The sequence below is a fragment of the Cucumibacter marinus DSM 18995 genome (assembly GCF_000429865.1).
Lineage (GTDB): Bacteria > Pseudomonadota > Alphaproteobacteria > Rhizobiales > Devosiaceae > Cucumibacter > Cucumibacter marinus.
This window is the reverse complement of sequence record NZ_KE386979.1, coordinates 200,245-224,641: the sequence shown is the minus strand read 5'-3', so window position 1 is coordinate 224,641 and position 24,397 is coordinate 200,245. Positions and strand designations below refer to the sequence as shown.

At 62.2% G+C, this 24,397-nt stretch carries 18 protein-coding genes; 4 read left to right on the top strand and 14 right to left on the bottom strand.

What is annotated here, in order from left to right; genetic code table 11:
• Window positions 1–205 precede the first annotated feature (205 nt).
• The 3 genes from G489_RS0116685 to G489_RS21180 are packed head-to-tail and all read left to right on the top strand — an operon-like array spanning window position 206 to window position 5,390.
• Window positions 206–748 carry a PadR family transcriptional regulator gene (locus G489_RS0116685; RefSeq protein WP_029042470.1) on the top strand — a complete coding sequence of 181 codons (543 nt, stop codon included), beginning with the start codon at window positions 206–208 and terminating at the stop codon, window positions 746–748.
• Window positions 749–761: 13 nt separating this feature from the next.
• A complete protein-coding gene (locus G489_RS21185; RefSeq protein ID WP_051332759.1) occupies window positions 762–2,066 on the top strand; it encodes an efflux RND transporter periplasmic adaptor subunit in 1,305 nt (434 codons plus the stop codon).
• 6 nt (window positions 2,067–2,072) lie between these two features.
• The gene (locus G489_RS21180; RefSeq protein ID WP_051332758.1) at window positions 2,073–5,390 is read left to right on the top strand and encodes an efflux RND transporter permease subunit; all 3,318 of its coding nucleotides are present in this window, start codon (window positions 2,073–2,075) and stop codon (window positions 5,388–5,390) included.
• Between the two features lie 151 nt (window positions 5,391–5,541).
• On the opposite strand, the gene G489_RS0116670 is transcribed toward G489_RS21180, so the two are convergent.
• From G489_RS0116670 to G489_RS21165, 11 genes are all read right to left on the bottom strand, one after another.
• Entirely contained in the window at window positions 5,542–7,464 is a 1,923-nt protein-coding gene (locus G489_RS0116670; RefSeq protein ID WP_029042469.1) for an ABCB family ABC transporter ATP-binding protein/permease, read from the bottom strand.
• The gene (locus G489_RS0116665) at window positions 7,464–7,808 is read right to left on the bottom strand and encodes an ArsR/SmtB family transcription factor (RefSeq protein ID WP_029042468.1); all 345 of its coding nucleotides are present in this window, start codon (window positions 7,806–7,808) and stop codon (window positions 7,464–7,466) included. Before G489_RS0116665 ends, G489_RS0116670 begins: the two co-directional genes overlap by 1 nt.
• A 53-nt stretch (window positions 7,809–7,861) precedes the next feature.
• On the bottom strand, window positions 7,862–11,359 hold the full coding sequence (locus tag G489_RS22830; protein WP_029042467.1) for a LysM peptidoglycan-binding domain-containing protein: 3,498 nt from the start codon (window positions 11,357–11,359) through the stop codon (window positions 7,862–7,864).
• A 48-nt stretch (window positions 11,360–11,407) separates the two neighbouring features.
• The gene (gene cimA, locus G489_RS21175) at window positions 11,408–13,024 is read right to left on the bottom strand and encodes a citramalate synthase (RefSeq protein ID WP_035873231.1); all 1,617 of its coding nucleotides are present in this window, start codon (window positions 13,022–13,024) and stop codon (window positions 11,408–11,410) included.
• Window positions 13,025–13,038: 14 nt separating this feature from the next.
• Window positions 13,039–13,521, bottom strand: coding sequence for a GFA family protein (locus G489_RS0116650; RefSeq protein ID WP_029042466.1), 483 nt, complete (start codon window positions 13,519–13,521; stop codon window positions 13,039–13,041).
• A gap of 1 nt (window position 13,522) precedes the next feature.
• A complete protein-coding gene (gene pip, locus G489_RS0116645) occupies window positions 13,523–14,476 on the bottom strand; it encodes a prolyl aminopeptidase (protein WP_029042465.1) in 954 nt (317 codons plus the stop codon).
• Window positions 14,469–14,960, bottom strand: coding sequence for a GFA family protein (locus tag G489_RS0116640; protein ID WP_029042464.1), 492 nt, complete (start codon window positions 14,958–14,960; stop codon window positions 14,469–14,471). Before G489_RS0116640 ends, pip begins: the two co-directional genes overlap by 8 nt.
• On the bottom strand, window positions 14,942–16,306 hold the full coding sequence (gene cysS / locus G489_RS0116635) for a cysteine--tRNA ligase (RefSeq protein ID WP_035873227.1): 1,365 nt from the start codon (window positions 16,304–16,306) through the stop codon (window positions 14,942–14,944). The genes G489_RS0116640 and cysS overlap by 19 nt, the downstream gene beginning before the upstream one ends.
• A gap of 219 nt (window positions 16,307–16,525) precedes the next feature.
• Window positions 16,526–17,170: a LysE family translocator gene (locus G489_RS0116630; protein WP_155889427.1), complete on the bottom strand. Its 645-nt coding sequence runs from the start codon at window positions 17,168–17,170 to the stop codon at window positions 16,526–16,528.
• 61 nt (window positions 17,171–17,231) lie between these two features.
• Window positions 17,232–17,705, bottom strand: a complete 474-nt coding sequence (locus tag G489_RS22070; protein ID WP_051332757.1) for a c-type cytochrome — start codon at window positions 17,703–17,705, stop codon at window positions 17,232–17,234.
• A 203-nt stretch (window positions 17,706–17,908) separates the two neighbouring features.
• On the bottom strand, window positions 17,909–18,919 hold the full coding sequence (locus tag G489_RS21165) for a fumarylacetoacetate hydrolase family protein (protein WP_035873224.1): 1,011 nt from the start codon (window positions 18,917–18,919) through the stop codon (window positions 17,909–17,911).
• A 181-nt stretch (window positions 18,920–19,100) separates the two neighbouring features.
• On the opposite strand from G489_RS21165, the gene G489_RS22065 reads away from it, so the two are divergent.
• Window positions 19,101–20,180 (top strand): DUF2865 domain-containing protein, encoded by a 1,080-nt coding sequence (locus tag G489_RS22065; RefSeq protein WP_029042460.1) that lies wholly within the window; start codon window positions 19,101–19,103, stop codon window positions 20,178–20,180.
• Here G489_RS22065 and gltX read toward each other — a convergent pair.
• From gltX to G489_RS0116590, 3 genes are all read right to left on the bottom strand, one after another.
• Complete coding sequence (gltX, locus tag G489_RS0116600; RefSeq protein ID WP_029042459.1) at window positions 20,125–21,453, bottom strand: glutamate--tRNA ligase; 1,329 nt, start codon at window positions 21,451–21,453, stop codon at window positions 20,125–20,127. The genes G489_RS22065 and gltX overlap by 56 nt on opposite strands.
• The gene (locus G489_RS0116595) at window positions 21,450–23,129 is read right to left on the bottom strand and encodes an NAD+ synthase (RefSeq protein WP_029042458.1); all 1,680 of its coding nucleotides are present in this window, start codon (window positions 23,127–23,129) and stop codon (window positions 21,450–21,452) included. Before G489_RS0116595 ends, gltX begins: the two co-directional genes overlap by 4 nt.
• A 161-nt stretch (window positions 23,130–23,290) precedes the next feature.
• Window positions 23,291–24,334 (bottom strand): hypothetical protein, encoded by a 1,044-nt coding sequence (locus tag G489_RS0116590; RefSeq protein ID WP_029042457.1) that lies wholly within the window; start codon window positions 24,332–24,334, stop codon window positions 23,291–23,293.
• Window positions 24,335–24,397: the final 63 nt, after the last annotated feature.

Below are 24,397 nucleotides of genomic sequence, written 5' to 3'. Positions count from 1 at the left end.
CCGGACGAGCGGTCCCGCCCAACCGGGCGCACGACCATGGATCGACCGGGGGGCCGGTCCGTAAAACGGGGTTGGCAACAGGCACGCCTGTTTAACGTGATCGCAACTATGTGTATCGCACATAGCAGCTTCGCGTGGCCTCGCCCTTGAACCTATTTCAAATCGATATATATAGACGCGATATATATCGAGATGGGTGACCGCGATGAACGTGCGCACGATTTGCCTGGCGATCCTCTTTGACGACGAGGCCACCGGCTACGAGATCCGCAAGCTCTCGACCGAAGGCGAATATTCCTACTTCATCGAGGCGAGCTACGGCTCGATCTATCCCGCGCTCGCCAAGCTCGAAGGCGAAAAGCTCGTCACTGCACGGATCGAACAGCAGGACGGCAAGCCCGCCAAGAAGATCTATTCCATCACGCCCGAAGGCCGTGCCGCCTTCCTCAGTGAACTCACCGAGCCGCCAGAGGAAGACATCTATCGTTCAGAGTTCCTGCTGTTTGCCCGTTTCGCGCCGCACATGCCGCGTGAACTGGTGGCCCAGCGGATCGAGGAACGCCAGCGCATGGTCGGCGAGAAAATCGAAAACCTCGAGAAAATGCAGAAGGACTGCGCGGCTCCGGCGGATTGCTGGATCCTCGACTACGGCCTTTCAGCCATGCGCTACAACCAGCGCTATCTCGATGACAACGCAGACAAACTGATTGCCCTTGCGCAGGACGCGCCTGCCAAGGCTGCTGAATAGGGACGTTCAACAGATGCGCGCGATACTTTCATACGCCATTGCCCTGATCATTATTGTGGTGGTCGGCGCCTGGCTTCTGTCCGGGACGCTTGTGGCCGGCGGCAAGGGCCCCGGCAACGGCGAACAACCCGCGATCAATCTCTTGAGTGGCGGTGAGGATTCAGACGGCCTGGCCGCTTCCGGCATCGCCCCTGAAGAGGGTGATGACTCTGCTGCACAAGACAATGCCGAAAAAGACCACGCCGCTGCAGACGGCGGGGAAAACGCTGGCGAAGAGCATGAAGGCGGCATCGATCCGACCCTCACCATCGCCGAGCGCAATGCGCAGAACGGCGGCGAAGAGGCCGAAGCCCGCTCGGTACGCACCGAGACCTTCACCATCCGGCCGCTCGCGCTCGATGTGAACCTGCGCGGCCGCACCAAGGCCTCGGCGGAAGTAACGGTGACCTCCGAGACGTCCGGTATCGTCGAGACCGTGCATGTCGAAAAGGGCCAGTCGGTCGCCGTGGGCGACCCGATCTGCACCCTCGACAAGGGCACCCGGCAGGCAGCCGTGGATCAGGCGGAAGCCGGGCTCGCTCAGGCTCAGCTCGAATACGAAACCACCAAGAGCCTGATCGACAAGGATCTGGCGCCGGTCAACTCCGCCAAGGCGGTCGAGGCCGCGCTGCGCTCTGCGGAAGCGGCACTCAAGAATGCCAAAGCCGAGCTGGATCGCACCGAGATACTGGCCGAGGTTTCGGGCATCGTGCAGGCGCCGCTTGCCGATAAGGGTTCAATGCTGTCGCCGGGCTCGCCCTGCGCGACCATCGTCGAACTCGATCCAATGCTGTTCGTGGGTTCGATCCCCGAGGCCCGCATCGGCCTCGCGCACTCCGGTCTCGACGCCACGGTCACAACGGTCACCGGCGATACGGTCGAGGGCAAGGTCTCCTATGTGGCCTCCACCGCCGACAACGCCACCCGGTCCTTTGCCTTCGAGATCGAACTGCCCAATCCCGACGGCAAGCTCAAGGACGGCCTGACCGCGGAAGCGGAAGTCAACCTGGGCACCATTCCGGCACATCTGCTGCCGCAGTCGGTACTCACGCTCGATGACGACGGCGTCCTGGGCGTCCGGGCCGTGAAGGACAACGTGGTCGAGTTCTACCCAATCACGATCGCACGGGATACCCGTGAGGGCGTGTGGGTGACCGGTCTGCCCGCCTCGGTCGACATCATCACCATCGGCCAGGAATTCGTAAAAGCTGGCCAGTCCGTCGACGCGACAAATGTTGCTGCCGCGCCGGCTGCCGATGAAACATCCTCGCAGGGGTAACCCCTCATGATTGATTTTCTTGAACGCATTTTGAGGATGCCCAGGGCCGTTCTGACGGTCATGGTGCTCCTGTTGGTGGCCGGTTTCATGGCCTACCAGAGCTTGCCGAAGGAAAGCTTCCCGGCAATCGATATTCCGTATTTCTATGTTTCGGTCAGCCAGTCCGGTGTCTCCCCGCGAGATGCCGAACGGCTTCTGGCCAAGCCTGTCGAAGACCGGCTTGAGAGCCTTGACGGTCTCAACAACATCACCTCGACCTCGACCACCGGCCATGTGTCGGTGTTTCTCGAGTTCGATGTGAGTGCCGACAAGGATCAGGCGCTTTCAGACATCCGTGCCAAGCTCGACGGGGTGACCGCCGAACTGCCTGCCGATGCCAACGAACCGACCGTGAACGAGATTTCCTTCTCCAACGTTCCGGTCCTTTCGGTGGCCGTCTATGGTGAAGTGCCCGAACGGGCGCTGGTGCAAAGCGCCAAGGACCTCAGGGATGCACTGGAAGGCATCGGCGACGTGCAGAGCGTGAGCCTGTCCGGTGCCCGTGACGAGATGCTGGCGGTTACCATCGACCTGAACCGGCTCGAGGCCTACAATCTCACCGCATCCCAGCTCTTCGACGCCCTCGCCCGCAACAACATGGTGGTTGCAGGCGGTACGCTCGATACCGGCCAGGGCTCGTTCAATGTCGAGGTGCCGGGTCTGATCACCACGGCCCGCGACGTTTATGACCTGCCGCTCAAGACCGATGGCGACACCGTCGTCACCTTCGGTGATGTGGCGACCATCACGCGGACCTTCGAGGATGCCACCGAATACGCCCATGTGAACGGCCAGCCGGCCATCACGCTTGGCGTCATCAAGAAGCTCGGCACCAACGTCATCGATGTCTCCGACCAGGTTCGCCAGGTCACCGATGAAGTCACCGCCGAATGGCCGACGGGTATCCAGTATTCATTCCTGATCGACCAGGCCGAAAGCACCCAGGATCTTTACCGTTCGCTCGAGGCGGCGGTGCTGACCGCAATCGCACTGGTCATGATCACCTGCGTGGCCACCCTCGGTGTGCGCCCGGCCATCATGATCGGTATCTCGATTCCGATCTCGTTCATGATTGCCTTCATGGTCGTCCAGATGATGGGCATGACCGTCAACATGATGATCATGTTCGGCCTTGTGATCGCCGTTGGTGTGCTGGTCGACGACCCGATCGTGGTCGTCGAATATGCCGAGCGAAAGCTGCAGGAAGGCGTCTCGCGGCGTGAGGCGTTCATCCTTGCTGCCCGCAAGATGTTCGTGCCCGTGGTCTCGGCCACCGCAACCACCCTTGGCGCATTCGTGCCGCTCCTGCTCTGGCCGGGCATTATCGGCAAGTTCATGAGCTACCTGCCGATCATCGTGATCGTGGTGATGTGTGCGTCGCTGCTGTCGGCGCTGGTCTTTATGCCGATCATCGGTTCGCTCATCGCCTCCAAGCGCGTTGACGAAAAGGCCAAGGAAGCCGCCGACGTGGTCATGTACCCGGACAAGTTCGACCCCAAAAAGGTCCCCGGGATCACTGGCTATTACGTGCGCACGCTCAAGGTCCTGCTGCGTCACCCGATTGCATCCCTGCTGGTTGGCTTCGGCATCGTCGGCTCGCTGTTCTACGCCTATGGCCAGAACCCCACCGCCTCGGTGCCGTTCCCGCCCTCCGAGCCGGAGTTCGGCAATGTGTCCGTGGTCGCCCGTGGCAACTATTCGCCCACCGAGATCCGGGACATGCTGGTCGAGGTCGAGCAGGAACTGCTCCAGACTCACGGCATTCAGGACGTCATCATGACCTTTGGTGGTGGTGGCGGTTTTGGCGAAGGTTCCGGTCCGCCCGACACGATCGGCATGTTCCAGCTCCAGCTTCTGCCCTGGGAAGAGCGCTATCCGGCCAACCAGATCTTTACCGAGATCCGCGAACGGGTTGCCGATATCTCCGGCCTCGAAGTGCAGATCACTGCGCGCGAGGAAGGTCCGCCGGCGGGCAAGGACATCAACATGCGCGTCGAGGGCACGGTCTATGACGACCTGGCTCCGGCCGTGGCCCGGGTTCGCGACTATATCGAGAACGACCTTGGTGACATGGTCGATATCGAGGATGACCGCCCGTCCCCCGGCATTGACTGGGAGGTGAAGGTCGACCGCGTCGAGGCCGCCAAATACGGCATCGGCGTGCGCGAACTGAGCCCGTACATCCAGCTCGTGACGTCCGGTGTGAAGCTTGGCAGCTACCGGCCGGACGATGCCACCGACGAACTCGACATCCGGGTCCGCCTGCCGCGTGAAGAGCGCACATTCGACGCGCTCGATTCGCTCAGGATCGTCACCCAGCAAGGCCTGATTCCGGTCTCGAACTTCATCGAGCGGACTGCCGTTCCCAAGGTCGCCAACATCGTGCGGCGCAACGATCTCTACTATATGGGCGTCGCCGCCAATATTTCGGAGACCGCGAAGGCGGATGGTGTTGTCGCGTCCGACAAGACCGAGCAATTGCAGGAATGGCTTGCGACCCAGGACTTCCCCGACACTGTCAGCTTCGCTTTTGGCGGGGCCGAAGAACAGATCGGGGACACCAATGCCTTCATCGGCCAGGCGCTGCTCGGCGCCGTGTTCCTGATCTTCCTGGTGCTGCTGCTTGAATATAACAGCTTCTACCAGGTGGCCGTCACCCTCTCCACCGTTGTCATGTCGATGGCCGGGGTGTTCGCGGGCATGCTGATCACGCGCATGGAATTCTCGGCCATCATGACCGGTCTCGGCATCGTGGCGCTGGCGGGGATTGTGGTGAAGAACGGTATCGTTCTGATCGATACCTATAACCACTATCACCGCGACGACGGTGTCGATCCGGTCAAGGCCATGCTGATCACGGCCGCGCAGCGTATCCGCCCGGTGCTGTTGACCGCGTCGGTGACCGCACTTGGCGTGATCCCGATGGCGCTGAATGTCGAGTTCGACTTCATCCGCCGCGAGATCGTGGTCGGCGGCCTGGCCGGCGCCTGGTTCGTCAACCTGTCGACCGCGCTTGTTTCGGGCCTGTTCGTCTCAACAATGCTGACCCTGGTTATGGTGCCGGTGATGATCACCGCCCCTTACGTGATCAAGCAAAACGCCATCGGCCTCGGCCAGTGGCTGCTCGGCTTCCGCGGAAACCGCGCCAAGGCGGTGACCCCGGACGGGCAAGAAGTCGACATTCCCGACAGCGCCAGTCGTTACATCACCGATGGTGATCAGACCGGTCTTGTCGAGGAAGAGAAGAACGGGGTGACCGTCGTCTCCCGCCAGGCGGCGGAATAGAAGACGCCGTACCGCAGGGCCAAATCGCTCCAATGGAGTGATTGGGGGCGCGGACATCCCCCGCGCTGTGCTCGAGGGGTTACCCGCTCAAGAAAGCAAAAAGGGCCCGCCATCTGGCGGGCCTTTTTCATTGGCGCGACTGTCTGAGCCATTATTTCGCCGGCTCAGGCTCCTTGCCCAGGAACCCTTCGGCATCGCGTTCGCGCGCCTTTTTGAGCGCCTCATGCGCCTCGGCGGCTTCGCGCTGGCGGTTCCACATCTGGGCATAAAGACCATCCTGCTCGAGCAGCGACTGATGCGTACCGCGCTCGGCGATCTCACCGGCACGCAGGACGATGATCTCATCCGCGTTGATCACGGTCGACAGCCGGTGGGCAATCACCAGCGTCGTACGGTTGCGCGAGACTGCATCGAGCGCCGACTGGATGCCCTGCTCGGTTTCGGTATCAAGGGCCGAGGTGGCCTCATCCAGAATGAGGATCGGCGGCGCCTTGAGAATGGTGCGGGCAATGGCAACCCTCTGCTTTTCGCCGCCCGAGAGCTTCAAGCCGCGCTCTCCGACCGGCGTATCAAAGCCGTTGGGCAGGCTCTCGATGAAATCGCCGATCTGTGCCATGCGCGCTGCCTCGCGGACCTCTTCGTCGGTCGCATCAGGACGCCCATAACGGATGTTGTAGGCAATAGTGTCGTTGAACAGCACCGTGTCCTGGGGGACCATGCCCACCGCCGCGCGCAGGGACTTCTGGGTGACATCGCGAATGTCCTGACCGTCAATCGTCACCGATCCTTCAATCACATCGTAGAAGCGGTATATCAGCCGCGAAATCGTCGACTTGCCCGCGCCGGAGGGACCGACCACGGCAATCGTCTTGCCGGCGGGCACCTCGAAATCGACGCCCTTGAGGATCGGCCGGTCCGCGTCATAGTGGAAGATCACATGGTTGAACTTCAGCACGGCGCCGGAAACCTCAAGCGGCCTGGCGTCGGGGCGGTCCTCGATTTCGGGATCCTGATCCAGAAGCTGGAACATGTTCTCGATATCCGCCAGCCCCTGCCGGATCTCGCGATAGATCGAGCCGATGAAATTGAGCGGCCGGTAGATCTGCATCATGAAGGCATTCACGAGCACGAAGTCGCCGACGGTCATCTCGCCGGCGCTCACCCGCATCACCGACATGACGATGATGACGATCATGCCGATCCAGAAGATTGCTGCCTGGCCGAAATTCAGAGCCCCGAGCGACGCCCACATGCGGATCGCCGCCTTTTCATACTTGGCCATGGACCGGTCGAAACGATCGGCCTCCATGTCTTCGTTGCCGAAATATTTGACCGTTTCGAAATTCAGCAAGCTGTCGATGGCTTTCGAATTGGCGTCGGTGTCGCTTTCATTCATCGCCCGGCGAATGCCAATGCGCCAATTGCTCGCCTTCACGGTGAAATAGACATAGGCGCAGATCATGATCGCCAGAACGGCCACGAAACTGAAGCCGAACATCACCGTGAACACCGTCCCGACAATGATGAACTCGACGATTGTCGGCGCCGTGCTGAGCATGGTGAAACGCACGATCGTCTCAATGCCCTTGGTGCCGCGTTCGATTACCCGGCTGAGACCGCCGGTGCGGCGTTGCAGGTGATAACGCAGCGAAAGGGCATGCAGATGTTTGAACGTGCGGTATGCGAGCTGACGAACCGCGCGCTGCCCGACCGAGGCGAACAGCACATCGCGCAACTGCATGAACAGGCTCTCGAAGATCGAGCTGATGCCATAGGCCAGCGCCAGCACAAAAGGCAGGCTCAGTCCCAGCATCACCCAGTCGCCACTGCCGGTCTCTCCGCCCAGCGCGTCGACGATCCCCTTATAGGCGAAGGGCACCATCGTCGAGGCGACCTTGGCCAGCAAGAGCGCGCCGATGGCAAGCAGTACTCGCAGTTTGAGGTCCGGGCGATCGGCCGGCCACATATAGGGCCACAAGTTCTTGACCGTGCCGAATACGGCTTCGTCGTCGGCCGAAACCGTTGGCCCCGCAGCTTTCGCTGCGGCACCCGAATTGTTCTGATCCTGGCTCATCAGCCGGCCTTTGCTGTTGTGGTCTCCGCCGTTATTCCGCCAAGGCCGTCAAGCGCTTCGCCGAGCCGCTCGCGCAGCATGGCGATCCGCTGGGAACACAGGCAATAACGGTTGCGCGTGCCATCGGGATGCCGTTCGATCAGCCCGGCATCAAGCAACACCTTGAGGTGCTGGGACACGGTGGACTGGGCAAGAGGGAGCTTGTGGGTGACTTCCCCGCAGCAGCACTGCCGGGATTGCTCCGCAAGAACACGCATGATGGCAAGACGTGCCGGATGGCCGAGCGCCTTGAGCGCGCCGGCCAGCATTTCATCCTCGGGCGTGGAGACGTGGTCTTCGTTCATCGTATTCTTACGATAAAACTTATCAGGCGGCAGGACAAGCCCTGCCGGCCAGCCTAGCCGCCATCTCTTTCCAGCACCTCATCGGGAAGATCGAACACCTGACCGGGGAAAATCAGGTCCGGGTCGCGGATCTGGCTCTGATTGGCCTGGTAGATCGTCGTGTAGCGAATACCGCGGCCATAAACGCGGCGCGCAATGGTCCACAGATTGTCGCCTCGCCGAATAATCGCCTTGCCGGAAACAAACCGCTGATCCTCGGGATCGCCGACGGCAATCGCGGTCAAGGTGGGCACGTCGTCCTGCGCGGACTCTTGTGCGCCCTCGCCGATCCTCTCGCCAGCACCTTCCGCCGGTGCGAGTTCGGTAACCGAGGGTGTCTCGGTGCCTTCCGTCTCGGGCAAGGTGGTGACGGACGGGGTGTCCGCAAGCTGCATCGGCTCTTGTTCAGCTCCAGGCTCGTCTTCAACGACAGACGCTTGTTCCACGGCCTCGTCCGCAGACGGTTCGGTGACTTCCGATCCCACCTCAGCTGTTACGACCGGTGCGGCTTCCTCGACAGCCTCCTCGGCTTGTGTTGCCGCATCTTCGGCCGGCAAGGCTTCCGGCTCGGATTCGCCCTGTGCCTCTTCCTCGATCACAGCTTCCGGTTCTTCAATCACCGGCTCTTCCATGACCGGCTCTTCCATGGCCGGCTCTTCCATGGCCGGCTCGGGCACATCGGCCTCAGCCACCACGAGCGGCGCTTCTTCTTCCGATGCGACCTCGGGTTCGACCACATCCTCGGCGCCGGCCGCCGGCTCGGGCGCCGCTTCGGCGATACGAGTCTCCTCGGGCACCACCGGTTCAGCGGGGGCAGCGTCTTCGACCGGCACCGCATCCTGTGCAGGTGCGGGCTCTTCCGCGGTTGCCGCATCATTCCCCAGGGCGGGCTGATCTGTCGGCTCCGCCGCGACGGTCTCGGAAGGTTCATCCGCAGGCGCAGAAATTGCTTCCGGTTCTGGCCCAGTCACGGGCTGAGGTTCTTCGCCTTGCACCGCGTTAGCGGCCGTATCGGCGGCCTCTTGGTCTTCGGCCAGCATTTCCTCGATGGCCTGGCGGGCCGGGGTTTGCGCCTCCGGCTCTGCCTCTTGCTCATTCGCGGTCTCGGGCGCGACAACCGGCTCATTAGCCGGCGTTGTCGCTTCCTCGATCGCCTCGTCAGGCTGCTCGACGGATTGCTGTTCAACCGGCTGCGCAACCGTTTCGGTCTCAACGGGCGCCTCTTGTGTCACGCTTTCTTCCGGCGCGACCGCCCCTTCATCAGGGGCATTCTGCGGCGCTTCGGTCTCAGTAGCCGGTTCCTCGGACACTTCCGCCTGATCGGCCTCCGGGACCATGTCGGCTTGCGCCGTTCCGGCGTCGTTCTCGGCCAGAACGATCCGTTCTTCCTCCTCAGAAGGCTCGGCCGGCGCTTCAGTCTCTGGCGCCTGAACGGCAGGCTCATCAGCTTCAGGCTGCTGGGCATCCGGCGCCTGGCTTGCAGGCGCATCGACAGGCTCTTCCACCTCATCGGGTTTGTCGGCAACCGTGTCGGCTGCACCCGCGGTATCCGCTTCCCCCGGTTCAGGCTTTTCGTCAATAACGGGCTCCGGCGCGGCCTCGGCCTCAGTTGCGTCAACCGCCGTGGCCCCGGGCTCAGCCAGCTCTGGCTCGGCCAGCTCAGGCGCCGCCGTTTCGGCGTCCGCGCTCACAATGTCTTCGGCAGGCGTGTCTTGGGCAGGCGTGTCTTCGACAGGCGTGTCTTGGGCAGACGTGTCTTCGTCAGCCGGGACAGGCTCTTGCGGTTGCTCGCCCGCACCCGTGTCTTCCGCGTCGGTCACCGCAGGCACGTCTTCCGCCTCCGCGATCACCAGCGGTTCGTCTTCCGCAACAGTGTCTTCCGCGCTCGCCGGTTCTTCCCCGGCGACACCCGGATCGGCTTCAGCAACCTCGATAGGTTCGTCCTCGATCGCTTTAGATTCATCCGCCGTCGGCGCGGCTTCAGCGACCTGCGGTTCGGCACCGGCATCAAGGCCAGGCAGCTGTTCGATGACGAAATTGACTTCTGCCCGCGCTTCGACAGAAGCCGTTTCCGGATCGATCAGATCAGCACGCACGCGCTGGCTCGGAGCGGTCAAAACGTTCTCGGCCTCGACCAGCCAGCGCCCGCCGGCGACCAGCGCATCGCCGACAAAGCGATTGTCGACATAAAGCCGCACAATCCCGCCAACCGGTCCCCCGCCGGCAAAGAAATTGCGGGTGCCATCGATCTCGATGGCGTCAATCGAGGGCGGCAGAACGATCTCCGGCAAAGCCGTTGCCTGTTCCGGTTCCTCGGGCAGCGTGACCGCCTCTTCCGGCACGTCGGCGAGTTCCATCACCTCGGTGTCGCCGGATTCGGGCGTCGCTGCCTCATCGGTTCCGGCGAGCTGCGTTTCGGATTCATCAGTGGCCGCAGGTTCTTGTACGGACTCTGTGGCCGGAGCAGGCTCGTCGGCGGTCGCCGGCTCTTCAACTATCGGCTCTTCATCTGCCGGTTCTTCATCTGCCGGCTCTTGGACCACTGGCTCGTCCGCAGTCGGCTCTTCTGACGCCACATCGTCCGTAGCCTCATCAGCCGCAGGCTCTTCGGCCTCGCCAACGGTTTCTTCAGGCGTCGGAACGATCTCAGGCGCCTCTTCCGCTGCAGCGGGCGCTTCGGCAGCAGGCTCTTCTTGTTCAACCGCTTCATCAGGGCCAGCCGCAGCTTCGGCGGGGGTCTCTTCGGCCTCTGCCAAATCAGGGGCAGCCGTTGTATCGGATTCATCGGCGCCTTCGAGCGGATCCTCGATATCGGCTTCCGCGGTCACGATCGGCTCGGGCGCGATCAGACCCTGCAGGATCTCGCTGGCCTTGCCCGGCTCGGATTCCATCACGATCGCCTGTTCGGTGCGCTCGGGCTCGATCAGAACGATATAGGGCTTGGCGCCGGCGATGGACTGACCTTCGCCAAGATCGGCTCTCGTGGTCAGTTCGAACCCGCCGACCGGCAATGGCTCATCGGGAGTGAAGGCAAATTCGCCGGCATTGTCGGCCTCGACGCTGCCCAGCTCTTCCCCATCGGCCATGAAGGTGACCGTGGCGCCGGGCGAGGTCCGCCCCGCCGCGACCATCGATCCGTCGGGCTGCACCAGCAGAATGTCATAGGCCGGCGCGATCAGACCCGGCTCTTCGGCCACTTCCTCGGTGGCGGGAGCGGGCTCTGGCGCATCATCGGCCGCGTCATCATTTTCCGTATCGGCAACATCCATTGCCGGCGCGGTCTCGACCTCGTCACCTGCCTGGCTCGAGGAGTCATCCGCTGACCCGAATATCTTCGAGCTGACGCACTGCCCGAAGGGGGCATCGAGATCCGAGCAATACTGGAAGACCGGGGTGACCAGGATGACCGCAACCAGGGCGGTGGTGGCTAAGCCCGCGCCGATGGCGATGGCGACGGTTTTCGATTTTGCCGGCGGGTTGGACAGAACGACCTCCTTGACCTCTCGAGGCACCCTTGGTCTCTCCGAGAGTGGGCCGGGGTCGATCCGCCTGCCTGAAGATCAAGCCGTGAGGCGTTCGGAGCCCGGTGCGCCCTCGGTCTTGAGAAGCTTGTAAGTGACCGAGTCATATAGCGCCTCGAAAGACGCATCAATGATATTGGGCGAGACTCCCACGGTAAACCAGCGCTCACCGTCTCCATCCCGGCTCTCAATCAGTACACGGGTGACCGCGCCCGTGCCACCGTCCAGGATACGCACCTTGAAGTCGACCAGTTCGAGATCGTCGATCCGCGAGGAGTATTTTCCCAAATCCTTGCGCATGGCGAGATCGAGCGCGTTGACCGGGCCATTGCCCTCGGCAACCGACATGAACATCTCGCCCTCGACATCGATTTTCACCACCGCCTCGGACATGGTGATCAATTCGCCACGCGCATTGAACCGGCGCTCGACCGTCGTGCGGTAGCTGACGACCTTGAAATAGTCCGGCACCTGCCCGAGCACACGCCGCGCCAGGATCGAGAACGACGCATCCGCATTGTCGTAGGAATAGCCGCGCGCCTCGCGCTCTTTCACCTCTCGCAACAACCGGTCGAGCTTCGGGTCCGCCTTGTCGACCTCGATCCCGGCCCGCGCCAGCACGGCGATCAGGTTCGATTTGCCCGCTTGCTGCGAAACCATGACATTGCGGGCATTGCCCACAAGAGCCGGATCGACATGCTCATAGCTTGCCGGGTCCTTGGCGATGGCCGAGGCGTGAATCCCCGCCTTGGTGACAAAGGCCGAAGCGCCGACATAAGGCGCCTGCCGCCGGGGTGCACGGTTGAGCAACTCGTCGAACGCCCGCGAAACATGGGTGATCTCGGTGAGCTTTTCCGCATCCAGCCCCAGTTCGAACCGCTCGCGATAGGGCGATTTGAGCATCAGGGTCGGAATGATCGAGATCAGATTGGCGTTCCCGCAACGCTCGCCGATGCCGTTGAGCGTACCCTGGATCTGCCGCACCCCCGCCCGCACGGCCGCCAGAGAATTGGCCACCGCATGTTCGGTATCGTTATGCGCATGGATGCCGAGCTTGTCACCCGGCGCCACCTTCATCACTGCTGTGACGATCTCCTCGATCTCCGAGGGCAACGTGCCGCCATTGGTGTCGCACAGCACAACCCAGCGGGCACCGGCCTCGAGCGCCGCCGTCACGCAGGAAAGCGCATAGCCCGCATTGGCCTTGTAGCCGTCGAAAAAGTGCTCGCAATCGAGCATCGGCTCTTTGCCCGCCTCGGCCGCCGCCCGGATCGTGTCGCGGATCGCCTCGAGGTTTTCCTCGGGCGTGATCCCGAGCGCCATTTCGACCTGGTGATCCCAGGCCTTGGCGACGAAACAGGTAGCATCCGCCGCCGAGGTCAGGATCGCCTGCAGACCCGGGTCGTTCGAGGCCGACCGCCCCGCCCGCTTGGTCATGCCAAAGGCGGTGAAAACGGCGTTCCTGGTCCGCTTCTTCTCGAAAAAGCCGGAATCGACCACATTCGCACCCGGATAACCGCCCTCGACATAGTCGATCCCGAGCGCGTCAAGCATGTTCGCAATCGCGATCTTGTCCTCGATGGAGAACTCGATGCCCGCGGTCTGCGCACCGTCGCGAAGGGTCGTGTCGAACAAATAGAGGCGGTCTTTTGCCATCGGTGAGGTCCTGGTCAGTGTTGCGGCGGCCATTCCGCCGTGTCGTGATCGGGGTGCTGACGATTGCTGGCCTTGATGGCGGCAGCGCCATCCGCATCCACATCTTCTGTCGTACCGAAATGCTTGAGATCGGCCAGTTGGTCGATCTGCGGCAAACGGGCTTCCATGCCGAGCTGATAGGCCAGCGGAATGGTCTCGGGGTGATCGAATGAGCCGATGGTCATCGAGATGTGCTGGCTTTCGTCGTGCCGGAAGGACAGTGGCGTTCCGCATTGCCCGCAAAAACCGCGCTCGACATGGGCCGAGCTTTTGAAGACCTGCGGAGCGCCGCGCGTCCATTCAAAGTCCGTCAGCGGAACACCCACCAGCGCCGCGAAAAAACTGCCACTGGCCTTCTGGCACATGCGGCAGTGACACACATGGGAATTATCCACCAGCGAGCTGGCCCGATACCGGACTGCCCCGCACTGACAACCGCCTGTCCTCACTTCGCTCATCTTACTGTCCCGCAAACCTGTCAGTCGCGCGGATCAACGCATCGAGAATGCCCGGCTCGCTGAAGGCGTGTCCCGCATCGTTGATGACGTGGAAATCGGCTTCCGGCCAAGCCTTGTGCAGGTCCCAGGCCGTGCGCATGGGCGTACACGCATCATAGCGCCCCTGCACGATCACCCCGGGAATGCCCTTGAGCTTGTGCGCATCGCGGATGAGCTGACCATCTTCCATGAACCCGCCATTGACGAAGAAGTGGTTCTCGATCCGGGCAAAAGCGATGGCGAAGTAATCGTCCCCGAACCCGTCGGTCAGCGTCGGGTTGGGCAACAGCGTGATCGCGCTGCCTTCCCAGGTGCTCCAGGCCTTTGCCGCCTCCAGCTTTTTGGCTTCGTCGTCCCCGGTCAGCAGCCGGTGATAGGCGCCCATGAGATCATGCCGCTGATCTTCGGGAATCGGTGCGAGATAGCCTTCCCACTTGTCGGGGAACAGAAGCGAGGCGCCGAATTGGTAGAACCAGTCGAGCTCGAGTTTGCGCAGGGTGAAGATGCCGCGCAGAACCAGTTCGCTCACATGCTCAGGATGGGTTTCGGCATAGGCGAGCGCCAGTGTCGACCCCCAGGAGCCGCCAAACACCTGCCATTTGTCGACGCCCATCATCTTGCGCAGCCGCTCGATATCGTCGACCAGATGCCAGGTGGTATTGGCTTCGAGATGGGCATGGGGCTTCGACCGGCCGCAGCCGCGCTGGTCGAACAGCATGATGTCGTATTTGGCCGGATCCCATTGCCGGCGCTGGTCCGGCATGACGCCGCCACCCGGCCCGCCATGTAGAAAAACCACAGGCTTGGCGCCTTTGGTGCCACAGCGTTCCCAATAGACCTCGTGCCCGTCCCCGACATCGAGGTGCCCGCTGTCATAAGGTTCGATCGCCGGGTACAACCCGCGCAGTTCACTCATGTGTATTGCCCTGTTCTTGCCCTGTGTGAGGGACCCAGCCCTCGGTATCGTGATCCGGATGCTGATAGGAGACGAGCGACGCAAAAAACTCCGGCGATTCCGCTGCGGGCCGCGTCGGCAGGTTGTGAAGCTCGTCGACAAAGCTCAGCTTGTCATTCGAATTGACCTGTATCGTTGGCGCCACCTGTTCGGGATCGTCAAAGACTGCAACCGCAATCTCGAGCGCCTCGCCGGCATCGTAGGCGATCGGCGTGCCGCAATCGGGACAGAACCCGCGCCGCACCAGGTTCGAACTCTGGAACCATTTGGGTTCGCCCCGTGTCCATTTGAGACCCGGCGCCGTCACCATGGCCGCATAGAAGCTGCCAAAGGCCTTCTGACACATCCGGCAATGACACATGCCGCTGCCACCCGGCTTTTCGACCGCGAAGCGTATGGCCCCGCATTGGCATCCCCCAGTGAGGGTCATCGCTTCATCTCCCATTTTGTGCGCCGCGCACCGGTTTCCGGATCCTTGTAGTCCATCAACACGATCCCCTCGCCCGCAAGGTCGTCGCGGATCTTGTCGGCGGTCTCGAAATCCTTGTTCATCAGGCAGGCCAGCCGCGCCTCGATACGCGCTTCAACATTGGCATCCACGGCCGCCTCGCGGACCGGATCGATACCGATCAGTTCAAGGCTCGCCAGCGCCGCCGGTACAGTATCGGGGTTGTTCATCAACTCATGCACGCGGGCAATCGCCAGGGGCGTCGACAGGTCATCGGCCAGCGCGTCGAGAAAGGTCTGATCGACGGCGCCGGTGGAAGCACCCGCAGACTTGGCCGCCCGCTCCCAGCGGTCGAGGATGGAAACGGCCTCTTCGAGCTTGGCGACAGCGAAGTCGATCGGTTCGCGATAATGGGACATCAGCATGGCGAGCCGCAGCACTTCGCCCGGCCATTTGCGGCCGCCGAAATGATCGGTGTCGAGCAGTTCGCGAACCGTGAAGAAGTTGCCGAGGCTCTTCGACATCTTCTCGCCTTCGATCTGCAGGAAGCCGTTATGCATCCATACTTGCGCCATCGGCGCGCCGCCATGGGCACAGCGCGACTGTGCGATCTCGTTTTCATGATGCGGGAAAATGAGGTCGATCCCCCCGCCATGAATGTCGAAGGTCTCCCCGAGATAGCGCTCGCTCATCGCCGAGCATTCGATATGCCAGCCCGGGCGTCCCTCGACCGTTATGCCGCCCGGCGACGGCCAGCCCGGCTCACCATCCCTGGAGGGTTTCCAGAGCACGAAATCGGTCGGCGCTTTCTTGTAACTTGCCACCTCCACACGTGCCCCCGCGATCATCTCGTCGAGCGCGCGGTTCGAGAGCTTTCCATAATCGGCCATCGAGGCGGTCTCGAACAGTACATGGTCGTCCGCGACATAGGCGTGACCATCGGCAATCAGCTTGTCGATCATCGCCACCATCTCGCCGATATGCTCTGTCGCCCGCGGTTCGACGGTCGGCTGAAGGCACCCCAGCGCCCCCATATCGGCGCGATACTGGGCCAGTGTTTCCTCGGTGATCGTACGGATATCGACACCGCGCTCGGCGGCGCGCGCATTGATCTTGTCGTCAACGTCGGTGACGTTGCGCACATAGGTCACGTGATCGCCGCCATAGACCTCGGTCAGCAGGCGAAACAACACGTCGAAGACGATCGCCGGACGCGCATTGCCGATATGGGCGAAGTCGTAGACCGTCGGCCCGCAGACATACATCCGGACATTCGCGGGATCGAGCGGGGTGAACCGCTCCTTGCTGCGGGTCAGGGTGTTATATAGCCGGATGTCGGTCATCACTTCTGCCTAATGCCAAGAAGAAACAATACTGCCGAGGGCAGCGGGCATTTGGTCAAAGAAGAACGAGAGTGAACAAAACCGCGCCGCCACCGATGGTTAGCGGGTAATAATGCAGCCGATAATGCAGATCGGGTTAACGGTTCTCATCACGGGCGGCACTGTGCCCAAGCGCTTTCGATAAATCAAGGCAATTCGAACCCTGCGGCGAGGCGGAAATCAGGCGGTAACAAACGCGAAGATCGCTGTCGCGACGATCGCGATACCAAAGCCGATATTGATCATCCTTTCGTGGCGCGGCGACAGATCGACCGACCCGATCAATATGCCGATGGCAATCCACACGATATCGACCGCGATCACGACCGCCATGACGCCGATCCATTTGACCACGCCATCCCACAACGCCATGTCCGGTACGATGGTAAACCCGGCCATGATGGCGGCGAAGGCTGCGAACCCCTTGGGATTGGCAATGCCCACGATCACGCCCGAAAGGGGGTTGAGCGCAAAATCCCCTGCCGCCAGCCGCCCGATCGGGGCAAAGGCCGTGCGCCAGGCGAGATAGAGAAGATAGGCCACCGCCACGATCATCAGGCCAAGCTTGATCGAGGGCACCGCAATCAGGGCGGTCATGATGCCCGCCGCCGTCAGCGCTGCGCCGATCCCCAGCCCGATTTCCACGCCGAGGAAGAAAGGCAGTGTACCGCGCCAGCCGACCCGGCGCCCCGCCGCCGCCAGTGCGAGCGGAACCGAGCCCGGTGCGCCAAGCAGCGCGAGGGCAGCCAGCAGATAGAGAAGAAGCGCTGTCCAGTCGAAAACCATCCGGCGCTTATGACGAATGCCGCCTTTGGCGGCAAGCACTGATCGTCAACAAAAAGAGCGGCGCCGAGGCACCGCTCTTAGAACCGCATTCCGGTATCTGCTATTTGGCGCGATAGGTGCCATGGCACATGCCGCATTGTCCGCCAACGGCCTTGACCGCGGCGGCATAGGCATCCGCGTCTCCGGCCTCCGCAGCGGCAATCATTTCGCCGGCATGGGTTTCGAAGTCGGTGAGGATCGCCATGAAGGCCTCATTGTCAGTCCAGATATTGTCCAAGGCCTTGGAGTCCCCGGTGTTTGATCCTTCGGGGAACAACTCCATCAGGAGTTGCGAATTGTATTGCAGCTGCTTGCCGGCGGCGATGGCTTCATCGCCGCTGAGCGCACCGGCACCGCGCATGGTCCCGCCATTCGACTTCATCGTGTCCTGGCGCAGTTCGATGATCTCATCGACCGACATGGCCGATACATCCGGCATGGTCATCATATCGTCCTGCGCCACGGCGATCGTGGCAGCAAGGGCAACCGACGCGAATCCGGCGGCGGCGAGCAGTTTATTGAACTTGAGCGGCATGAGCTTCCTCGTCTCCCTGTAAGGCAAAACTGAAACCAGCCACCGCATCCGGCAACTGGCAGTCGCACGTGGCGCCGCTTTCGGCGCAATCTCCATGCAACCGGCTCGGCGCGGTTCTGGCAAGTCACCAAGGGGTGACTTGATTGTGCATTATTTGGAAACGCCGGAAACCTGATGATCAAACAATCATCACGTCCCCGTGATCACTCTGCCCCATGCGCGACGACCATCTGGTTGATGTCGCCGACCGGACTGTTGCCGCTCTCGTCTTCCAGCAGGATATGCACGCGGTCACCGGCCTTGAGGAACGGTGTCGATGCTTTGCCCTTGACCAGCTTTTCCGCCGTACGGGCCTCAACGATACAGGAAAATCCCGGTTCTTCGCCGCGCACCGGCAACAAATTGTCATGCGCATTGGCGACGGTCCCCGACCCGATGATCGTGCCGCATCCCAGCTCTCTGGTCCGGGCTGCCGCCACGATCAGATCGGCGAAGTCGAAGGCCACATCGGCGCCCGCATTCGGCTGGCCGTAGAGCGTGCCATTGACGAAAGATTTGATCTTGAGGTGCAGGCGCGAGGAACTCCACGCATCGCCGAACTCGTCCGGCGTCGCCACGATCGGGGCAAAACTGGTCGCCGGCTTGGCATGAAAGAACCCGAAACCGCCCTGCAGATCGTCGGCCACCAGCCGTCGGAAGGACACATCATTGCAGATGGTGATCAGCCGGATCGATGCCGCGGCCGTCTCGTGGTCGACACCCATCGGCACCGGGCCGGTGATGACCGCGATCTCCGCCTCGAAATCGGGCGCCAGATTGTCCTCGGGCAAAATGATATTGTCCCGCGGACCGGCCAGGCTGTCGGATGCCCCCTGATACATCAGCGGCCGCTGATCCTGCAGCTCCGCATCCTTGGACCCCTTGGCGGTGCGTACCCGCTCGAGATGGCTGAGATAGCCCGCCCCGTCGATCCATTGATAGGCGCGCGGCAAGGGCGCCCGCGCCGCTTCGGGTTCGAAAGGCTTCCCTGCGATGTCCCCTTCATTGAGTCGCCGATAAAGCTCGGCCAGCTTCGGCGCCGCCACGTCCCACTGGTCGAGCGCGGCCTGCAGATGCGGCGCGACACCTCCTGCCGAGGCATATCGGGTCAAATCGGCGGAAACGACGACGAGTTGCCCGTCCGGACTGGCATTGGCGAGGGTCGCAAGTTTCATCGGCTGAAGCCTCCTCGTGCTCGACGCAAACAAATCTTAAAGCTGCGTCGTCAAACATGTATTCAATGGCAGGGAACGGGCCAAGCCCTGATGGATTAACACACCATCCGGGATGTCGAATGCCCTGCCAAGCGCCGGTTATGCCACGACCCGGCCATGTTGCGGAGCCACAAAGCCTTCTATGAATCGCCTGATCGTCGTCATTGCTGCGCTGATTGCCATTTTCACAGGCGAGGCCGCTCTTGCCCAGTCCAACTCCTGCGGGCAATTGCAGCGCCAGCTTCAGTCGCTCGACCGCGACGGCGATTTCCGCAACATCCAGCAGTATTCCGGGCAGTTGCGCGATGCCACCAACGCCCAGCGCCGGCTCGAAAGCACCTTCGTGCGATCCGGCTGCAACCGCATGATGCAACAGGGCCAGCGCCTACCCCGCGAGTGTAACCAGCTCATCCGCCAGATCCAGCGCGTGCGCCAGGACGTCGAGACCCTCGGCCAGCGGCTGTCGCGCGGCCAGGCCGTCGCCCAGGCACGCGAGGATGTGCTGCAGCAGATCGCCCGCTTCGGCTGCCAGACCGGGTCCAACGTGACCATCCGCGAGCGCGATCGTGGCGGCTTTCTGGAGCGCCTGTTCGGCGGTTTCTCCAATCGCGGCAACGACATTATCGGCGAGGAGTTCGACCCCTTCGGTGGGATGTCGACCCTGCGCACGGTATGTGTCCGCAAGCAGGACGGCTATTACTGGCCGATCTCCTATTCGACGGTCGACGACTATCTTTTTCAGGACGCCGACGCCTGTCAGGCCTCATGCCCGACCGCCGATGTCGAACTCTATTATTACCACATCCCTGGTGAAGACGTTGACAGCATGGTCAACCTCGCCGGTGAGCGTTATGTCGACCTGCCGACGGCCTTCCAGTACCGGCGCGAATACTCCGCCGGCTTTTCGTGCAAGCAGCAGATCAACTACGGCTCGATCAAGATCGCCGAGGACGGGGACGAAACCCGCGCGATCGTGACATTCGAGGATCGCGTCGTGCCCATGCCGCGCCGCGACCCGCGCAGGACGACCGAGATCGTGGTGGCGGAAGCAACCTTCGTGCCCCTGCCCCGCCCGCGCCCATCGCGCAATGGCGAGCCACAGCGGGCAACCCCGGTGGTGGTTTCTCAGGCCGATTTGCGGGTGATCGAGGTCGACGGCAAACAGATCAGGATAATCGGTCCAGACACGCCTTACGTCCCAACACCGGCAGAAGGCTCCTGAGTTCGGGGCCATCGGGCCGTCCCGTCAGCGCCAGCCGCAAGGGCAGAAACAATCCGCGCCCCTTGCGCCCGGTCTGATCCTTGAGCGTGCCGGTCCAGGCTTTCCAGGTGTCCCCGTCCCAGGGCTCTGGCGGCAGCAAGTCCCGTGCTTCATTGAGAAACCCGCGGTCTTCATCTGCGATCACCGGTTCCACCGGACCGGTGACGATACGATGCCAATCCTCGATGTCGGACAGCTTCGAGATGTTCTCGCGCGCGGCAAGCCAAAGCGCCTCGGCGTCCGAAATCCCCATCACCTCAAGCCTGTTCTGAACCGCCGCATAGGGCGTGGTGTGCAGCAGCCGCGCGTTGAGGGCGTCCAGCTCGCTGGGGTCGAACCGGGCCGGTGCCCGTGAGACCTTGGAGAGATCGAACACCTCGGCCAGCGCGTCGAGATCGGCATGCGGGGCCACGGCCTCGCTCGTGCCGGTCAGAACCGCCATGATCGCCACCGCCATTGCCTCATAGCCGGCTCCGCGCAGATCGCCCAGGGACAGGGCACCATGACGCTTGGAAAGCCCGTGCCCCTCGGCATCCGAGAGAAGGTTGTGATGCGCAAAGACCGGCACCGTCCCACCCAGCGCTTCGATCAGTTCGATCTGGGCCCCGGTATTGGTGACGTGATCCTCGCCGCGGATGACATGGGTGATCCCCATATCGATATCATCGACCACCGATGGCAGGGTGTAGAGATAGCTCCCGTCCTCGCGGATCAGCACCGGATCGGACTGGGTGGCCGTATTCACATGGCTTTCGCCGCGCACCAGATCGGTGAAGGTGATCGCCCGTCCATCGAGCTTGAACCGCCAATGCGGTTTGCGCCCTTCAGCCTCGAAGGCGGCCCTTTCGGCATCGGAGAGGTTGAGCGCTGCACGGTCATAGATCGGCGGTTTGCCCAGCGCCCGCGCCCGCTTGCGGCGCCGGTCGAGCTCTTCGGCGGTCTCATAGCAGGGATAGAGCCTGCCCATATCGATCAGCCTGCCGCGCGCGGCATCGTAGAGCGCGGTTCGCTCGGACTGGTAGCGCACAAGATGCGGCTCGATGCCGATCCAGCTCAGATCCTGTTTCGCCGCCTCGGCATATTCCGTGCGCGACCGCTCGGGATCGGTATCGTCGAACCTCAGGACGAACTCGCCGCCCTGTTTGAGCGCGAACAGCCAGTTGATCAGGGCCGGGCGCAGATTGCCGATATGCAGAAAACCCGTCGGGGACGGGGCAAAACGGACCCGGGTCATGCTTTGCCCTCCGCGCGGCCCTCATCGCGATACCCCGAGGTGATCGGGTATTTGCGTCCGAGACCGAATGCCTTCTGGGTGAGCTTCACCCCCGGCGGGGCCTGCCGGCGCTTGTATTCCGCGAGGTAGAGCAGCCGCTCGACCTTCTTGACCGTCTCGCGGTCATACCCGCGCAACACGATGTCCTCGACCGAGGCTTCGTCCTCGACAAGCCCGTGCAGGATCGCATCGAGCACTTCATAGGGCGGCAGGGAATCCTGGTCGGTCTGGTCTTCGCGCAATTCCGCGCTCGGGGCCTTCTCGATGATCGAGACCGGAATGACCTCGCCTTCGGGGCCGAGACAATCACCGGGCATATGCGCGTTCCGCCAACGGGCGAGTTGATAGAGCTGGGTCTTGTACATGTCCTTGACCGGGTTGAACCCGCCATTCATGTCGCCGTAGATGGTGGCGTAGCCGACCGCCATCTCTGACTTGTTGCCGGTGGTGATCAGCATCGACCCCAACTTGTTCGACACCGCCATCAGAATGAGCCCGCGCATGCGCGACTGGATATTCTCTTCGGTGAGGCCTGGTTTGAGTCCGGCGAACAAGGGCGCCAGCGCCTCATTCGCGCCTTCGACCGGCTCCCCGATCGGCACAACATCGTAGCGCACCCCCAACCGCTCGGCGCAATCCTTGGCGTCCCGGATGCTTTCCTCGGAGGTGTAGCGATAGGGCAGCATGATGCAGTGCACGTTTTCAGGGCCGAGCGCGTCGGCGGCGATCGCTGCGGTCACCGCGCTGTCGATGCCGCCCGAAAGCCCCAGCACCACCGACGTGAACCCGTTCTTGCGGATATAGTCGCGAAGCCCGATCACGCAGGCGCGCCAGGGCGCCTCATCGACGGACACCAGCGGGCGCACCTGGCCGGCCTCGCAATGCCAGCCCTTTTTCGTGCGGTGCCAGTCCGAGATCACCAACTCCTCTTCGAAAGACCGTCCCTCGAAGGCCATGGTATGATCGGCATTGAGACCAAATGAAGCGCCATCGAACACCAGCTCGTCCTGTCCCCCGAACTGGTTGAGATAAAGCAGCGGCAACCCGGTCTCGACCACCCTTGCCATGGCCACGTTCAGCCGCACATCCTGCTTGGCCCGGTGATAAGGCGAACCGTTCGGGCACAGCAGTATTTCAGCGCCTGTCTCGGCCAGGCACTCGCAGACATCCGGCGCCCATATGTCTTCGCAGATCGGGACACCGATCCGCACACCCCGGATATTCAAGGGACCGGGCAGCGGCCCGGATGCGAAATAGCGCTTTTCATAAAACACATCGTCGTTTGGCAGCTTGTGTTTGTAGCGCTTGTCCTTGATCGCACCATCCTCGACCAGGAGCACCGCATTGTAGAGCGTGTCACCATCGAGCCAGGGCGTGGGGAGCAGCAGGGAAAGATCCTTGCCGGCCGTCTTCGCTGCCAGTTGATGCGCAGCATCGATCGCATCGGTCACGAATTTGCGCTTGAACAGCAAGTCTTCGGGGAAATAGCCGGTGAGGAACAATTCCGAGAGCATCAGGATATCGGCACCTGCTGCTTCGGCGTCAGACAGTGCCTTTTCGGCAAGCTCGAGATTGGCCTTGAGCGCGCCAACGGTCGGGTTGAGCTGCGCCAGCGCGATACGCAAATGATCTGTCACGGAGGGGCCTGCTGCATGCAATCAAGGGCGCGGCGAACCGCGGGTGAAATCGCGTTGAGCTTTATCGTTTGCGCACTTGAAGGGCAAGCAAGGGCACAAACGAAAGGCGCCGCGGCATGGCCGCGGCGCTCTCGTGACAACGGCGTGGAGAACCGTTTTTCCTAGAAGCTGTAACTCAACTCGACCATGCCCCCGAACCGGAAGAGTTCGAAGCCGGTGAGATCGCCGACATAGGTTTGCTGTGCGGCCGTACCCGGGGTTTCATAGTCGGGATCCGCATCGAGATCCTGGGAATCGGTCACCTCGACCGTCCCGTATGAGCCTTCACCGACCCCCAGCATGTACCAGGCGCGCCCGCCGGCCTTGATGTTCCAGCCATGGGCGATCTCGGCACCGAGCATAACCTCGGCAGTCGCGCCATAACCCCGCCCGTCGAATTCGACCGGCGTCGTCAGATACATGGAGCAATCCCCAGCCGGCGGCGTACAGGCGAACGGGCCGCCATCGCTGCCGCCGCCAAGTGTTCCGGAGATCGACGCATAGGGAATGGCCGCGACTTCACCCTCGATCGAGAACCGGCCGAGTTCGGCCTTGCCCGACACACCAAGGCGCAGGGCATGGATGTCGAGATTCTGCTCTGAACTGTCGAAGGGCACGATCGGTTCGGGCTGTGAGGTCGGCCAAGTGATTCCATCGACGACCGCATATCCGGCCCGGCCATTGTCCGGAGAATCGTTCCAGTACTGATAGCCGATCAGCGGCCCGAAACGCGTCCCGCCGCTGTTGTCGCCCAGGACCCCGTAGCCGAAATCGGCGACGACGTAACCGATATTGCCGCCGGTGAAGGTGTCGGTGTCGTAGGGGCTGTCATATTCGCCATTGATGGCCGCCGCATAACCGGCTGTGAACTTGAGATAGCTGTCGGTCGAGGCATCATCGATGCGCACGAACAGTTCGGGAATATGTGCGGTGTCTTCGGAGGTGAAATCCCCGGCCCCGGTACCGATAGCCTGACGGCCCATCGCGTACCAGTAGCGCATGCCTGCCTCGAATTCGAGAGGATCGATGCCGCCTGTCGGGGTGTCCCATTCATCGGTGAACCCGCCGCGCATCATATTGTCCCAGTCGGCAGCGAACGCGCCATGAACGCCGGTGCCGGCCAGAAGGGCGGAGACCGCCAGGGAAACCAACAGGGGACGACGCATGACCAATCTCCAACAACGCGGAATGCAATACTGTGCTGGGATTGTTTATGATTGATTAGGGTT

What these genes read in the sequence shown, in the direction of transcription:
- G489_RS21180 (WP_051332758.1), top strand. Translation starts at nt 2,073, where the DNA reads ATGATTGATTTTCTTGAACGCATTTTGAGGATGCCCAGGGCCGTTCTG.
- G489_RS0116640 (WP_029042464.1), bottom strand. Translation starts at nt 14,960, where the DNA reads ATGGGAGATGAAGCGATGACCCTCACTGGGGGATGCCAATGCGGGGCC.
- G489_RS0116685 (WP_029042470.1), top strand. Translation starts at nt 206, where the DNA reads ATGAACGTGCGCACGATTTGCCTGGCGATCCTCTTTGACGACGAGGCC.
- G489_RS0116670 (WP_029042469.1), bottom strand. Translation starts at nt 7,464, where the DNA reads ATGAGCCAGGATCAGAACAATTCGGGTGCCGCAGCGAAAGCTGCGGGG.
- cysS (WP_035873227.1), bottom strand. Translation starts at nt 16,306, where the DNA reads ATGACCGACATCCGGCTATATAACACCCTGACCCGCAGCAAGGAGCGG.
- G489_RS21185 (WP_051332759.1), top strand. Translation starts at nt 762, where the DNA reads ATGCGCGCGATACTTTCATACGCCATTGCCCTGATCATTATTGTGGTG.
- G489_RS0116590 (WP_029042457.1), bottom strand. Translation starts at nt 24,334, where the DNA reads ATGCGTCGTCCCCTGTTGGTTTCCCTGGCGGTCTCCGCCCTTCTGGCC.
- G489_RS0116650 (WP_029042466.1), bottom strand. Translation starts at nt 13,521, where the DNA reads ATGAGCGAAGTGAGGACAGGCGGTTGTCAGTGCGGGGCAGTCCGGTAT.
- G489_RS22065 (WP_029042460.1), top strand. Translation starts at nt 19,101, where the DNA reads ATGAATCGCCTGATCGTCGTCATTGCTGCGCTGATTGCCATTTTCACA.
- G489_RS21165 (WP_035873224.1), bottom strand. Translation starts at nt 18,919, where the DNA reads ATGAAACTTGCGACCCTCGCCAATGCCAGTCCGGACGGGCAACTCGTC.
- cimA (WP_035873231.1), bottom strand. Translation starts at nt 13,024, where the DNA reads ATGGCAAAAGACCGCCTCTATTTGTTCGACACGACCCTTCGCGACGGT.
- gltX (WP_029042459.1), bottom strand. Translation starts at nt 21,453, where the DNA reads ATGACCCGGGTCCGTTTTGCCCCGTCCCCGACGGGTTTTCTGCATATC.
- pip (WP_029042465.1), bottom strand. Translation starts at nt 14,476, where the DNA reads ATGAGTGAACTGCGCGGGTTGTACCCGGCGATCGAACCTTATGACAGC.
- G489_RS0116665 (WP_029042468.1), bottom strand. Translation starts at nt 7,808, where the DNA reads ATGAACGAAGACCACGTCTCCACGCCCGAGGATGAAATGCTGGCCGGC.
- G489_RS22070 (WP_051332757.1), bottom strand. Translation starts at nt 17,705, where the DNA reads ATGCCGCTCAAGTTCAATAAACTGCTCGCCGCCGCCGGATTCGCGTCG.